Here is a 15,378-nt window from a genome sequence, read left to right on the forward strand (position 1 = left end):
AAAATGAATTTTAATACTTTATGTCAAGAGTTAGGTATTCATGATAATCAGCCCATAAATGAACGATTGGGATTATTAAAAACATGGTTTCAAAATACAGTATCAACTGATGTACAATTTTCAGGAGATGAGTATGAGCAATATCAACAATATGAAGAAGCAACAGAAATTTATTTAGCGCTCATTCTTCCTAAGCTTGGCTCTGATTTGGAAAAACCTAATCCCGATCTTGAGGGAGAGAACTTAATCTTTGCCTTAGTATTAATGGGTTTTGATCAAGTATTACGTTCGTTAACTCTTTCTCCCAAAATGCTCGATACTCCTAATAAAAACGGGTTAACTCCCCTGCATTGTGCAGCCAGCAATGGTTATCTAAATACGACACAAGCCTTACTTAGCTTAGGAGCAAACACATGTGTATTAAATAATCAAAAACAATACCCCATCTTCAGTGCACTATTCATGCCTATGCTTGATGATGATCTAGAAAATTTAAAATTGAATAAAGCAGCCATTTTTAAACTCTTACGCGATAAAGGAAATCAACAATTAGAACATCAAGACAGTAATGGTGAAACCGTGTTACATCGAATGGCATTAAATGGTTTTAATGACTTAATTGATGAACTATTAATTAGTAATTCACGACTTGCTTATATAAAAAATAATCACTCTCATTATCCAATACATACCGCTATTTTAAATAACCAAGAGGAGGCTGTTTCTTCTTTATTGAATGAAAACAGCGCTGATTTGGCTGATGGTAATGGTTGGAAGCCACTACACTTTGCAGCGCGTCAAGCAAATAATATGATTTTGGAAAAATGCTTGAAATACCCAGGGCATTTAAATGAAACCGATATCCAAGGCAGAACTCCATTAATGTTAGCCGCAGAACTTGGAAATCTTGACGCTGTTGCCATGCTTATCAACCATCAAGCCAAAACAGACCTAACTGATAATCAAGGGCTTACCGTCCTACACCATGCAGTGAAATCGGGTAATCCTGAGCTAGTACGATGGTTACTTGAAAATGCAAAGCTTGATGTTAATGCGAGAGATGATCACAACCATACTCCCTTATCGCTTAGTGAAACGGTCACCACGGAAACGGAGCATATGAAAGACATTTCTAACTTATTACTACAGCACGGGGCAACTCAAGCATCAATGAATTACCCCTAACTTGCCTTAAGCATGTCATCCAAAAAACCTAGAAATCACCTAAATTAGTTTAGGTGATTCTTTTCTATTTATCGCATCAGGAATAACTAGTTACATCTTATATGACATTCCACATGCTTCGAGCAGAATAGTTCAATAATAGGACTATATTCTTCTTTTTTCGAAAATAGGCGAAACTCCATATCATCATTGAGCTGCGCGAGGGTTTCCAGAGGAATATTTTCTCTGTTGATGGCATATAGTAATTGTTGGAATGTTAATTGCAAATAAGGAGGTTTCTCGTGGAAAAAGTTTATTTGAGTTGGTATTCGTTCGAGAATTTTTGTCGCTAAGAAATCGAAAATTTCAATAGCATGCTGTGCATGCATTTTTTGCATTTCGTCTGGATATGACGGCATGGTAGTAGATGGTATGTATCTGGGGGGAGCTAATATTAAATCCAGAAATTCTTTTGTTAATAAATGTATATTTTGAGACGTAACCAATGAAAGATTTTTAACAATAGATGTAAAATCATACCCTACTAGCTCTCCATAATTGATTATGTTTTGCCAGTTTTTCATAGAAAAACAGAAATTCAGTTTTTTAAAATGGACGAGAAACATAAAAAAGCTGGGGCTGTTTAAAAAGGGCTGAAATGGTTCTAAATAAGCTCGTACTGGTTGCGCTGTGGTACGCGTTAAATCAGCTCTACTTAAAAAGATGGGAACTAGTTCTTCAATAATGCTGTTAATGGTTTCTTGAGGTATTTGTTTTTTAACGGATTTACTAATAAGTGGAAGAGTTTGTTCAAGCAAGTACGCTGTTCGTATGTATTCAGGAATTGATGGTTCTTCCATATTCGGATAGCTATTTATTTTCTCTTTTATCAAGGTAATCGGTTGCTGAAAAAAAACAGGGCCGTATTGAGTAACTATATTTTTTAAAATCAATGTTAATTGACGATGACTGTGTTGAACGAGCAATAAAACCAGTTCTTCACTAACGGGGATTTGTTTACCCAATAAAAAATTAATGGCGGAAATAGATTCATGCAGCCCATCGTTAATAGAGTGTTCTGCCACTAAATTTAATAAGTCTGATAAGCTAATAACGGACTCAGGCCAAGGCTTAATGCTTAGCCGAGTCACTATTTGATTTAATAAAATATTTAGGTCTATTTGATAATGAGTTTTGATAAATACCTGTTTTGGCATAAGCGAATGAATCGCCATGACCAATAAATCAATAGTCCGATTATGTCGATAGTGTTCTTGTTCTGAATTTCCACGAGGATAGGCTATTCTACTATTGATATAAGACCATACACTTTCTTTTTCTGTACTATTGGGGGTTGTGGCAAAGTCATTTATTTTTTCAAAAAGAGCTGACAGTAGCGCGCTGCTATTAATAGCAAGTTTTTTAGTATCTGCTAAGTTTTTTAATGCAGGGCACAATTCTTTAGTGATGAAGTCCAGGCCTTGTGGCTCAAATCGGCATAAGGCCATATAGTGGTAATAGGCATCATGCATTGCGATGCTAAGTTTTGAGCCTTCTGTGTTATGTACTGATACTAAGTTACTCTTCACCCAGGTCGAATAGAGACTAATTGGATGGTAATTACATTGATGAAAATCTTTATAGAGTGTATCGATATTAATTTGACCAAAAATAGGTTCCATTATTACTTGGTGGCCAGGGTTACACTCTTGTGCTAACGCCTTGATAAAACTAATGGATGGCACTATTTGTGTATGATTAAATGGAGTTGCTGAACGCACATTGATATATCCGCCTGGTCTAATGGTACTATGAAGCAATGGATCATCGCCACGCGTAGCGGATACTTTAAAAAAAATACTATTAATACCCGTTAATGAGCCAATTATTTGCTTCAATCTATCTTTAGGGACCATAGGAAAATCTTTATGAAGCTGGTCAATATATTCTTGAAGCAGATTCTGGTTTTCAGAGAGATTCGCGTTAAAAAGTTTAATTTTTTCAGGGTAACTCTGGAAGGCTATGTGAATAAAATAACTTTGTAAAAAATCATCTTTATCAAGAAAGGGCAGGCTACTCCCATCTTGTTCCCGACTTTCTATGTTACTTAAAAATCCTGGTAAATTATCTTCCACCCCGGGGTAAGTTAATTGCTTATTCATATAGAGGTAGGAGAGATAGGCATAGGTTAAATACAGTTCATATTGATTGCATGGTTCGGTCGTGTGGTTTTCTGCTTGAAAAAACGGGTGATTCAGATCTGCTAGGTTTAACGAGTGGATCAAATCCATGATTTCATGAAGCTTAGAACCATCTAATTCATTAATTTTTTTGGTAAGGAGACTGTTTTTAATGTATCTAACTAGCATTTCACGCTCCGAATATTTCTGTATTAATGTCTGCGTTTAGGTATTAGCGTATGATATTTGGACAGTATCTACAAGAGTATTGCGTTGCTTTAGAGTATTTGGTTTTTGCTAATTGATTATCTAGGTTCAAATTTGTAGATGGTATTCGTAAATTGGCCAAGCTTATCGCAATTACCAATCGCTATGACAAAATCATCGGATAATAAAATATCCTTTTTTAAAATAGAATGTGCTTTCCCGATATAGTTAGGATCTTTAGTACTTAACAAAGTTAAATGAGGGTCGTATGGCCGAAATGATTGAACATTTACTATGGGATTCAATTTAGTATGTAATTTATTTAGCTCTTCTGTTTTTGTAGGTAATAGGGATATCCAAAAATTTATCTTATCAAATGTTATACAGCTAAAGGCCTTAAACGTTAAATTTAAAGAGAGCACATCCATTTCTATCACTGTTTCCCAAAGTTTTGCTAATTTATTTTCCGTTAATAAAAATTGAGAGATAGTGACATGAGGTAAGGAGTTTAAACCTAATTGATAGTCTTTTTCTAAGGGTATCTGTTGTGAAAGCGAAATAAATGCCTCAGTATTTCTTACAGGTAGTAAAGCTACGCAATATCGATTCATGGTATGCATAAACCTAATATCTTAGTTGGGTTACGTGAAATTAACAATGAGTAGGTAGCTGTTTGAAGAAAGGGAATTAATATTACCTTATTTGAAAAATAATTACTCATTAATCTATACTGTTTATTATCATAATTAATCAAGGAAGATATTATGAGAAGAATAATGAATATTTTCTTAATACTAGCAATTAGCTTTGTGACCTCAAGTGCGTTTGCTTGGGAGCAGCATAAACACAATTATAAGCACAAAACTCCTCCAGGTTGGCATCATGGAAAAAAGAAGGCTGGCATGGTAAATCAATGCCACCAGGGCATATTAAAAAGCATTATTAGGAAAGGCGGAATATCCTTATTAATAGGGGTTGTTGATTCGTAATCAGAAGGTCCGCAGTTCGATTCTGCGCAGCGGCATTGTAGAATCAAAGAGTTAGGTTTGTATGTTATTTTAGATTAATTTTTGTGTCGCACGTGTGTCGCAGTTTGAATATGATCTTTGAGAAAATTACTTTTTTATAAAGTTAAATTAAAATTTTAATGAGAGAGATTTATAGCGGCGGAGTAACCCTCAGAAGAATTTGATTGTATTGACTTGTAAAAGTTTTCTGTTTTCCAAATATTGAATAACTTATGTGAGTACGTGTAGATACGTATGTCTGAATCCTCGATACATCGTAGTGTTTTAAATTCTTTTGCTGCTTGCTCAGCAAAAGAATTGAGTTCGGAACTATCTTCAGCTCCAATGCCCAAATAAATTTTTTTTGCTCTTGAATTAATCACTCGTCTCCATAAATGTATATCGTTACCCAAATCGATGGAGTCATTTGTGTTATTTAGCAAATTGCAACCGTATATTATTATATCACCTGGGGTGGTTATAATTTTATCATATCCTTTTTCTAGATAGGCGTTCGCGTAAATATTCCTAATCTTATCATAGCTAGTTGCATCAAAAACTAATAAATTTTCGAATGTTGAGTAATCTTTTAACAATAAATTTCTTAACTGAAATAAATCTAAATATAAATCTTTATTTTTTCTTACAACTTTGTAAGCTTTTGCTTTATCGTGCAGAAGATGTAACGCACCGTGTAGCCAAAATAGGTTTGGCCTGTTATTGGTACCTGCATAGCCATATAAGCTATCGATAGGATGATTGTTAAAATCAATAGGCTTATATTCTTCCTTGGATGAAAATCCATCCCTAAATTTACCTTTAACTAGTTTGCCAGATTTATCGTACTCCCAAAGCAATTCTCTATTATTTAAAAGCCAATATAGTATTAAATCATAATTAATGGTGAATATTCTATTGAAGCATTCGAGATTCCTCTTGCATCTATTTAAAATACAATTATTTTCTTCATTAAATATTTCTAAATATTCAGGATGTAATTTTTTATCAGTCATAACTTCAATAACTATTTTTTTTAATAAATCGAAGTTTTGTTTAATCTTATTTTCGTAATTTGGCTTGCAATCACAATAGTTTTTTGAACAAAAAGTTAAGCATTGTGAGGAGTTTTTTAGAATGGCTAAAAGTACTTCTATATCATCGGTTTTTAAGTCTTCATTAACACCATTTTGTTCTAAAAAAACACTTAGTTCATGAGATGATTCTTTGGATTTAATTTTAACTTCATTGAGAATATCTTTGTATCCAAATTGAATATTTATAGATGAGCATTCTTTTAGAGCGAGATTAAATCCATTTCCTAAAATAATACTTGGTTCAAATGTACCCATCACATCAAATCCATTTAAAGAATAGGTATATTAATAGTAGTGCATGATGTAAAAAAATACATCAAATCTAATAATGAAAAAAATATTTAGATCAGAGCTATGCTTTTAATTTAGCAAGCGTAGGATTTAACCCTCATGTTAATAAAGAATACAATTCTTGAAGCAACTGGTTCTGTAATCGATTTACATTAGTTTAATATTCAGTGGTACAAATGGGACAAGTGGGAAACCCTTTTAATTACAGGGTTATGGAGGTTCCACCACCTAAATTAATGGTGGAACGGGTGGAACAACTATAAGTCGTCAGACCAGACTTTCTCAGTAAAAACGTAACATCTAGGAATTCCCACTCCTTTGATTCTTCGTTTTTGAGAGGCGTTACCGTCATTACCAGGAACGATCCAACCAGCATTAATAAGCACTTTGTTCACCATTTTAGGCTCAAATCCTTGACAGATCTCTTTCCTATACACTTCAGATAAAACCATAAAAATTCGAAAACCCGAGTTATCCGTGTGAAAAAAACCGGCTCTATTATATATGCGTTCGCTATTAGGATGATTTTCGCTTTCAAACCGACTCGCTCCTTCTTTCTCAAAGAATGCACGAACTTGCGATAGGATGGCTCTATCTTCTTTATTGCCATGCTCTCCAAAATTCTCTAACCAGACATTAAAACATTTTTCCGCTGCTTGACATGCTGTCCCTCGTTTCCACCCGGTTAGCTCATAATGAGTGGCTATTTCTCCAGCCATAGCGACCAAAGCAAAACGTCTAGCTACTCGTTGAATTTGACCTGAATGTTCCGGCTTAGTAACTTTTGCAACAAATTGCTGGATTTTATTTGTGAGTAGGGGGATTAAATCGGTGCGATGTTCAACAATCTTGTGAAGCCATACAATTCCAACTGCTCCGTAATATTGACTTGAAGCCTTTTTTAATGCGATAGACATCGATGCTGGGTTTATATAATCATGTAACTGTTCAAATATCCCCATCTGAGCACCAGCATCGGCTTCAATATCTGCCAGACGAATTTCTTGACCCGCATTGCATCGCTGCCCAGCTTTTGTCATTAACGAGGTTAACGATTCCTCGCCAGCGGATAAAAAGAGTAATGACCAACGCATAGATTGTTTTGCTGTACCACAACGAGAAGCGCGTGTTTTACCTTGACCATTCGCAAGGAGATAGGCGCATTCTCCTGCTTCCTTAGGATCCATCTGACTAAGCTCATCTAAGATTAGTAGCCCATCATTGTGGAGAGCAGCTAATCCCTCTAAGCCATTTGCAGTACTTCGCCATAATCGGATATAACTTTCCGGTTTACCCCAAACAGACGCAGCGACCTTTAAAGCGGTTGTTTTTCCTGAGGATGAGGCACCTCGAAAATGAAATCCTCCAGAGTCTTCGCCTGTAAGGTTTGCAAGGCTTGGTGCGAATGCAGTGGAGATTGCAAATATTAAACGAGAATTACCATTCGCTAGTCTTGCAATAGAATTTCGCCAATCTTCCACACTTCCCTCAGTTGCCAATGCTGGTTCCAAACTATTCGCATTTTGAAAAACAATTTTATCTTCAGATTGGCCGATTGCTTTATTAGCCGTAACGAATACTTCTTGATACCAACCCAACTTATCGACACAACGAGCGCGCTCTTCAACAGGAAAGACTTGAATATAGGATGCCAGGAGATCACGAGCTGTTTTACTAGGGGATATTGCCAATCCTAATCGAGCTAATTCTCTCCTTACATCACTGGAGTCACCTTGTAATAAAGCCAAGGGCATAGCCCATTGATGTTTAATACCGTCATCATCTAGCCATTCGAGCAATCTACCCCATTCGCCACTATGAGCGTCTCGTGTTTTAGCTACTACATACAAAGAAGAGCAAATCCATCGAGCTGGTAGCTCATTATTATCTTTGTCCTTACCAATAAAAATTACTCCGTCTAAGGTTAATTGAAAACATCCACCGGCGTAGGGAAAGGATTTGACGTGTTTAGACTGTTTAAAATCCACATGATATATTTGATTCGAATTCATTTCTTTATCTCCAACAACTTTACCGGAAGGTGTTGCACCACCTTCCAATTAATCAACAAGACCTAAGTTAAGAAAGTGCTAAACAGCTTCTTTAAGGACGTTATAAGTACATTGTTGCTGAAGATAATTGAGGATATCTGCTTTGCGGTATCGAACAGTACGACCAATTTTCATATAAGGCACACCCTGACCAGCCCAACGATTTCGTTCTAATAATTGAACTGAGCAATCTAAAACCGCGGCAAGTGTATTTTGATTAAATAGGGTGGATTCTGGAGCTGATTCGAATTCATTGATAAGTTGTAAGCGCGATACGTTATTTCTAGACATAGTAATACCTCGTCATTAATAGAATTTTCAATCGGCAATAAAAATGCCGCCAATGTGGCTTTTTCCGTAAATCCATCATTTGAAAATCCCAGTAGCACTGGTACTTTCTATCCAAAAGTCCATGTAGCTTTATAGCCATATTCATAAAGCTATTTCATACAACGGAGTGATTATTACGTGTTTTAAAAATTAAAGTCAACAACTGAAAACAAATTCAAAGAAATTGTAATTTGAGTGAACAGATTCGAGTAATTTGTCCCACACGTGCCATCTGCGATTTTTACGGTGGAACGCTTATAACTCAGTAATATCAGGGTGTTCCATTGGTTCCACTTGTACCACTGAAATTATTATTGCTCGCATTATGTGGATATGAAGTATAATTTAGGTATGAAAATATTATCAAATACTAATCCTGAGCTTAAGGATAAAGAAAATTCTGACAATCTAACTCTTGAGGCTATAGAAGAGCTAGAAAGTGGAGGTGGAAAGAAATATCCATCTTTTAAATCTATGATTGATGATTTGGAAGAAGAAGAGAAAATCTGATTTCATGGATCTTCTGACGAACAAAACAACTCTTAACCTTCAGTGCACGAAAGAACTCACTCGTTCTACAATATTCGATTATTTCGATTGTTTCGAATAATTCGAATCTTTGCTATACTTAGAATTAAGATAATCTCTAAGGTATTTATCATGACAAGGTTAACAACCGAAATTCGAAATCCAAGCAAGCATGATAGGGGTATTGCCAAACAATCTTTTCAGCAAATTCGCCAGCTTTCATTACCTGCTAAAAAAACAGCTTTCTTAGATTTTGAAGGTGTTCACGTGGAGTTACCTTCCTCAGCAGTTAAGTTAGTTGTTACCATTTTAAACGAAATAGCAGAGGGTAATTCCTTAACATTAATCCCACAGCATGCACATCTAACAACGCAAGAAGCCGCTGATATGCTAAACGTATCTCGACCATATTTTGTAAAATTACTGGAAGAAGGAAAAATTCCTTTTGAAAAAATTGGTAATCGCCGCCGCGTATTAGCTCGTGATGTGATGGAATTTAAGGATCAGGAACGAGTGAAGAGCGAGAAAGCATTGCAAGAACTAGTAGATCTAGCTCAGAAGTTAGATATGGGATATTAGTTCATGGTGAATTTTAAAGTTTTATATGATGCATGTGTGCTTTATCCTGCCCCGTTACGTGATTTATTAATGCAATTGGCTACATGTGACTTATACCGTGCAAAATGGTCTGAGCGAATTCATCAGGAATGGATTAGGAATGTTTTAAAGAATAGACCTGATTTAAACATCGATACTTTAGAAAAAATCCGAGTCATTATGAATAAATCGGTATTGGATTGTTTGGTTGAGAATTTTGAAGATATAGAGCAATCTCTTAAACTTCCTGATGCTAATGATAATCACGTTCTAGCCGCAGCAATTGTATCTGGATGTGATGTTATTGTTACATTTAACATTAAAGATTTTCCCAATAAAGAACTTGATAAGTATGGGATTGAAGCACAGCATCCAGATGATTTTTTAATGCATCTTACAGATCTAAATATAAATAAATTCTGTTCAGCTGTTAAAGCTGTACGTACTCGTCTTAAAAATCCGCCTAAAAGTATCGATGATTATTTATCAACCTTAGAAAAACAGGGCTTGCCTAAGACAGCTGAATTTTTAGTAAACCATTATTCACTTCTATAAAGTTATCGATAATCGGTTTGCTAAGATTCAATTTTCCCGAAGAAAAGAATTTTCCAAGGGCGCAATATACATTGCTTCGCAATGTTTGCTTTTTAACACATAAATTCGGGAAAAAGGATTAAGTACGTCATAATTTAATGATAAGCAAAAGAGGCTAAGGATTTATGATTGCTTTATAAATTTGGCACACACTGTGTACCAAATTCATTGTAAAAATTGATAGAAGACCTTCCGAACACGATAGCTGAAAACCATTAATTTGGCGGACACTGTCAGCCAAATGTGAAATATGGAACGCAATGCGTTCCGAATCTTAAAAACTTTGTTATGGATTTATTCTCAATTCGGATCGCAGTGCGATCCAAAATTAGAAAGTTCTTCTGTCTAATCTTTACTTGAATTTTGTATATTGATTATGTCCGCAGACTCAATCACTTCCATGCACTTTAAAATATAATCAGTAATGAGTTGCATTGGCTTTCTCAAGCGTTCAACATCTACAATAATGTATCCTGCAGTTACATCATTACTCATTTTATGATTCATTAAACGCTTCAACGCATAAGCAGGGATGTCCAAACTTTCCGCAATGGTGATAAAAGTTCTTCTCAAATCATGAACTGTGAATTGAACGCCGGAGTTTTTTATCACGTGTGCCATAGTCTTCCGGGGTTCAATAATATGACCTGCTGCACCCGTTCCCGGGAAAATATAGTCGTTAATTGCCTTTTCTTTTCTGACCATCAGTAAATCATAAAGAAAGTCTGAAAGGGGTAGAGTATGGGATTCATTATTTTTGGTTTTGTTGATAGTAAATGTCTTAGCCTTTAAGTCGAGATCAGACCACTTTATGGTCGCAGCTTCTTGTCTGCGTAGGCCAGTTAATAAGATTAATAGCAGATAGTCACGTAATGTTTCATTTTGACATTCCTGCAAACCTGAATACCATGCGGCTAGCTCATGCGATTTAATATAAGTCTTACGTCTTTCAATGCGATACCACGCGCGAGTTTGTGACAGACGTTTTACAGGGTTATCAATGAAAAGCGAGTGACCACTGCTGTCTTCATATTGGCCTGCTGCAAAATTGAATAATGCTCTTAGGATTCGCATGGCTAGATTAGCGTAGGCTTCTCCATGTTCATTGCCGAGCTTTTCGTGGTATTTAGCAATGCGATCTCTGGTTATTGATAACATTGGCTTGCTTTTCCAGCTGGTGAAGGCTTTATCTAAAATGTGTTTGTAATTATCTATAGTTCTTGGCTTTAGATTCTTTCTAGTTTTCAGGTAGTCTTTAAAGACTTGATTCAAAGTAATATCTCGAACCTCTGTTGCCTTCTTTTCAGCGATAGGGTCAATACCCATAGCAATTTGCCCTAAAAGGTGCAGGGCTTTGTTTTTTGCCATTTCGGCGGTTAGCTCTGGGTAATGTCCTAAAGTAATGCGACAGCGTTTTTTATTTATGAATTTTTCAACAAAAAAGGCTTTTGCTCCTCCAGAAGTCACTCGTATCCCGAAACCCTTCAAGTTGTCATCGTAATATCTTTTTTGTGCCGTTTTTCCTTCTTCGGTGATTGGCGGAAGAGGGAGGCTTTCTACGTTTGTTTTATTTATTTTCATAATTAATTTTTACGTATGCTTTTAATGTGTCGCACTTGTGTCGCACAATTGTTTAAAATCTATTAATAGAACTTATAACGTAATAATGCTGTAACATCAAGTAAATAAAGGGGTATTAAAAGAATTTAAAAAGATGTCTAATTGGCTAAAACCCATAATTAACTAATTCGTAATCAGGAGGTCGGAAGTTCGCCCTTCTCAGCGGGCTATCCTTTTGTTAGTGAAGAGCAGTTTGATAATCTTTTATTAGATATAGTTAATGACGATATTAAAGCTAAATTCACTGATTTGAAAAGATTATGTGGAGAAAATGACCTAAGTAAATTAAAGCTCATATTAGCCAAAGCAATCACATTGGACACAAAGGTAATGAGAATTAAAAGAGATAATATTTTCTTTATAATGTTTGTTGAGGTATTTGGAATTTTTAAGAAGTCGTGTTCGTTAAATAATAATTTGTACTATAAATATTAGGATTTATTAATCTTTTTTATAGTGCCGTCATTATTTAAAAGTTTTGCTAGCATTACATAGATAGTGAGACAGTTTTGAGTTAAGAATTTACCTGCCTATAAAATGACAAGAGAAATCAATATTGTCATGGCTGATTAGAAATCAAATTGCACATTCTGGAAAAGTTCCTATTGATAGGTCTTATGCTGAGCAATAGATGGCCCAATTAGTTTGGGACTCAAAAATAGAAGTGATGTAGATCTAAAATGTTATTTACATTTTTTTGATTTATTGACGCAAGTTGTTGTATTAAAAACCCTAGGTGTTGATGCAGACAATTTAATTCAAAGTAATCTTTCTTCTTTTCTCGCCAATGGAAAAATATAGGAATTTGTCCTTTCAAATATATTGCTTTAAAGAGGTGATTAATAAAGCCATATTTTATTAATCATTATTCTGCTATATTGTGATTAATAAAAAGCGAGGTTATTAATCATGAAATGGAACTGGCAGCTTAAAGGTTGGCCAAATTTTACTTGGGACTCCAATAAATTAGTTGCGGTTGAACAATCTTTTACTGAAAGTGCGGGTATTATTATTGGTTCTTCCCAACATATATCTCAAGAAGGTAAGCAAAATTTATTTATTGATTTAATGTGTACTGATGCTTTGGATAGCTCTGAAATTGAAGGGGAGCATTTAAACAGAGATAGCGTTCAATCCTCTATAAAAAAAGAGCTAGGCTTGTCTACACAAGCTCCTAGAGCTAGCCTGGCAGAGCGTGGAATTGCTAAAATGATGGTTAATTTATATCAAACGATTTCTAGCCCACTAACACATCAGGTTTTATTTGAATGGCATCAATTTTTAATGGGTAATAGCCATCGTTTAGAAAATATAGGTCAATATCGTAAACATGAAGAAGCAATGCAAATTGTTTCTGGTCCTGATTATGATCGAAAAATCCATTTTGAAGCGCCTCCCTCAACACGTGTTCCGGCCGAAATGGATCAATTTATTGATTGGTTTGAACGGAGTTCTCTCACCGGTTCAGCTTCTATACCTACATTAACCCGAGCAGGAATAGCCCATCTATGGTTTGAGAGTATCCATCCTTTTGAAGATGGGAATGGAAGAATAGGGCGAGCTATAGCAGAAAAAGCCTTATCTCAAGGATTTTCAAAACCGGTAATGACGGTATTGGCAAAAATTTTATTAAAAAAGCGAAAGGAATATTATCAACAGTTAGGTTTAGCAAGCAAAACCTTGGATATCACCTCTTGGTTGATATGGTTTGCTAATATCGCTTTAGAAGCCCAAAAAAGCACTTATTTATATATTGATTTTATTATTAAGAAATCAATTATTTTAAAGGAAGCGGAAGGCAAAATTAATCCAAGGCAAGAAAAGGTTTTATTAAGATTATTTAATGCGGGGCCTGATGGGTTTGTAGGCGGTTTAAGTGCAAAAAATTATATGAGCATAACAGGCGCACCTATCGCTACAACGACCAGAGATTTAAATGACTTGGTTAAAAAAAATATTCTTAAACGAACTGGCGGCCTTAAAGCTACTCGTTATTTTTTAAATCTCGATAGGGCTTAAATGGAGTTGTAGTATTCGCATGAAAAACTATTTAATTGAAGATTTTTACGTACTCATATGTGTTAGTTAATATTTCTTTAAAAGCACTCTTATCTATTTGATTCTTTTTGATAGCCTCATAGAAACAGTATATAATTACTAGCTTAAGAGATTGGATATTTACTATGCAGAAATCATGTTTCATTCTCTGCATATCTGCTTAAAATTTTCAGTTTGTGACTCACGAGATTTCCATATCTAGAGTTTTATGTATAAATTATAGACAAAAACATATTTTAATACTATATTGATGTGCTCGCATAGCTAGTGTTCTGCCATATTAATATGACTCCCGCCGTCAATAAATAGAATGTCACCTGTAATAAAATCAGCATCGGCCAGATACAAAACTGCTTTGGCAACATCTTCTGGTGTCCCCCAACGTTTTAACAAGGTACGTTCGGCTGATTTTTGCTGTTGTGCTATGGAATATTGTTCTGGGGGTAATACAGGACCAGGGGCAATGGCATTTACCCGAATATTAGGCCCTAACTCAACAGCCAGGTATTGCGTCATACTGGCTAAAGCCGCTTTAGAAACCCCATGAAACATCATATTTTTACGTGGATAAAAAGCAAAAAGATCAATTATATTGATAATACAACCACTTTCTTGTTCCAGCATCATTTTGGCTGCCTCATTAGCGCAATACAAGCTACCATAAACTGCAACCTCAAAAGAATCGTATAAGGGCTGAAAATCCTCACAGGGAAATGAATGGCTTTTATATAAAGATGCACTATTTACTAACAAATCAATACGCCCAAAATGCTCTTTAATTTGAGAAAACATTGCCTCTACTTCTTGCTGTGATTGGATATTGGCTTTGATGACCAAACACCGTTGCGAACTGTGTTCTACGATTTGTTTCACCTCAAGTGCTTCTTCATCAGAGGCATGATGGTTAATCACTACATCGAACCCATTTTGCGCTAATTTTTCCACAATACTGCGACCAACACGCTTGGCACCGCCAGTAACGAGCGCTACTTTAGTACTTGATTGCATAAGACTATCCCTGATTTATTATAACAATATTGATATGGTCTAAATTTTTTATCTGCATAGGATTTAGGTAGAAAATAGTAATTCAAATAAGCAACGTTTTTCGCGTTGGCGCTCATCTAAACCTAACTGCAGCTCAAATTGCTTTATATGCTTTAATGCTTGGGCTTTTGATTTTTTAACGCTTTCAATCTCTAATGCGAACAATTCGCGGTCTTGAGAAACCGCTTGGTATAAAATTACTTCCGCCTCAGGAAAAAGAAATACTTGAAGGTATTTCATAAGTTTGTACTCTTTATATTGATTAAACGCACATAAGAATTTTTCTACTGCTTGCAATTGATCTCCTTTTTCCTGAGCTAAAGGAATATCAATCTCAACACGTGCTTCCGCATCTTGCCCAGGATAATAAGATTTTAAGGTCAGGCTTTGTTTGTCTTTATCAACTTTATGACGAACAATAAAATTTTTTAATCCATCGATAAGAAAATAACGTTCCGCAACCTCAATTTTATAATCTTGCAAAGGATAAAGCTGCATTATTGCGGCTTCGGTCTTTTGAAAACTTTGTCGGTCATCGAAACAAAACTTATGCTCTACTTCAACAAACTTAACCATATTTGTCTCAACTCTTTGGCTAGTTATAACTAAG

The 15,378-nt window shown here is 35.4% G+C and carries 14 protein-coding genes; 6 read left to right on the forward strand and 8 right to left on the reverse strand.

Annotation, left to right across the window (positions count from 1 at the left end):
- The first annotated feature begins 3 nt into the window (after positions 1–3).
- Entirely contained in the window at positions 4–1,185 is a 1,182-nt protein-coding gene (locus BN3124_RS10000; protein ID WP_058534664.1) for an ankyrin repeat domain-containing protein, read from the forward strand.
- Positions 1,186–1,271: 86 nt separating this feature from the next.
- Here BN3124_RS10000 and BN3124_RS10005 read toward each other — a convergent pair whose 3' ends face one another.
- The gene (locus BN3124_RS10005) at positions 1,272–3,533 is read right to left on the reverse strand and encodes a hypothetical protein (protein WP_058534665.1); all 2,262 of its coding nucleotides are present in this window, start codon (positions 3,531–3,533) and stop codon (positions 1,272–1,274) included.
- A 116-nt stretch (positions 3,534–3,649) separates the two neighbouring features.
- On the reverse strand, positions 3,650–4,171 hold the full coding sequence (locus BN3124_RS10010) for a hypothetical protein (protein WP_058534666.1): 522 nt from the start codon (positions 4,169–4,171) through the stop codon (positions 3,650–3,652).
- 144 nt (positions 4,172–4,315) lie between these two features.
- Between BN3124_RS10010 and BN3124_RS10015 the strand changes: the two genes are divergently transcribed.
- Positions 4,316–4,540: a hypothetical protein gene (locus BN3124_RS10015; protein ID WP_149865244.1), complete on the forward strand. Its 225-nt coding sequence runs from the start codon at positions 4,316–4,318 to the stop codon at positions 4,538–4,540.
- Positions 4,541–4,695: 155 nt separating this feature from the next.
- On the opposite strand, the gene BN3124_RS10020 is transcribed toward BN3124_RS10015, so the two are convergent.
- The 3 genes from BN3124_RS10020 to BN3124_RS10030 form a co-directional block, all read right to left on the reverse strand.
- Positions 4,696–5,907, reverse strand: coding sequence for a DUF4917 family protein (locus BN3124_RS10020; protein WP_058534668.1), 1,212 nt, complete (start codon positions 5,905–5,907; stop codon positions 4,696–4,698).
- 293 nt (positions 5,908–6,200) lie between these two features.
- Entirely contained in the window at positions 6,201–7,955 is a 1,755-nt protein-coding gene (locus tag BN3124_RS10025) for a DUF927 domain-containing protein (RefSeq protein ID WP_058534669.1), read from the reverse strand.
- A 78-nt stretch (positions 7,956–8,033) separates the two neighbouring features.
- Complete coding sequence (locus tag BN3124_RS10030) at positions 8,034–8,285, reverse strand: helix-turn-helix domain-containing protein (protein WP_058534670.1); 252 nt, start codon at positions 8,283–8,285, stop codon at positions 8,034–8,036.
- Positions 8,286–8,657: 372 nt separating this feature from the next.
- Between BN3124_RS10030 and BN3124_RS17085 the strand changes: the two genes are divergently transcribed.
- From BN3124_RS17085 to BN3124_RS10040, 3 genes are all read left to right on the forward strand, one after another.
- Complete coding sequence (locus tag BN3124_RS17085; protein ID WP_154080637.1) at positions 8,658–8,834, forward strand: hypothetical protein; 177 nt, start codon at positions 8,658–8,660, stop codon at positions 8,832–8,834.
- A gap of 150 nt (positions 8,835–8,984) precedes the next feature.
- On the forward strand, positions 8,985–9,431 hold the full coding sequence (locus BN3124_RS10035; protein ID WP_014843669.1) for a helix-turn-helix domain-containing protein: 447 nt from the start codon (positions 8,985–8,987) through the stop codon (positions 9,429–9,431).
- A gap of 3 nt (positions 9,432–9,434) precedes the next feature.
- Positions 9,435–10,004, forward strand: coding sequence for a PIN domain-containing protein (locus BN3124_RS10040; protein WP_058534671.1), 570 nt, complete (start codon positions 9,435–9,437; stop codon positions 10,002–10,004).
- A 384-nt stretch (positions 10,005–10,388) separates the two neighbouring features.
- On the opposite strand, the gene BN3124_RS10045 is transcribed toward BN3124_RS10040, so the two are convergent.
- Positions 10,389–11,624 (reverse strand): tyrosine-type recombinase/integrase, encoded by a 1,236-nt coding sequence (locus BN3124_RS10045; protein WP_058534672.1) that lies wholly within the window; start codon positions 11,622–11,624, stop codon positions 10,389–10,391.
- Positions 11,625–12,572: 948 nt separating this feature from the next.
- Between BN3124_RS10045 and BN3124_RS10050 the strand changes: the two genes are divergently transcribed.
- Positions 12,573–13,682, forward strand: a complete 1,110-nt coding sequence (locus BN3124_RS10050) for a Fic family protein (RefSeq protein ID WP_058534673.1) — start codon at positions 12,573–12,575, stop codon at positions 13,680–13,682.
- A gap of 303 nt (positions 13,683–13,985) precedes the next feature.
- Here the strand turns inward: BN3124_RS10050 and BN3124_RS10055 are convergent, their stop codons facing one another.
- Entirely contained in the window at positions 13,986–14,729 is a 744-nt protein-coding gene (locus BN3124_RS10055) for an SDR family NAD(P)-dependent oxidoreductase (RefSeq protein WP_058534674.1), read from the reverse strand.
- Between the two features lie 63 nt (positions 14,730–14,792).
- Positions 14,793–15,344 carry a hypothetical protein gene (locus BN3124_RS10060; RefSeq protein WP_058534675.1) on the reverse strand — a complete coding sequence of 184 codons (552 nt, stop codon included), beginning with the start codon at positions 15,342–15,344 and terminating at the stop codon, positions 14,793–14,795.
- Between the last annotated feature and the right edge of the window lie 34 nt (positions 15,345–15,378).

The organism is Legionella saoudiensis, assembly GCF_001465875.1.
Lineage (GTDB): Bacteria > Pseudomonadota > Gammaproteobacteria > Legionellales > Legionellaceae > Legionella > Legionella saoudiensis.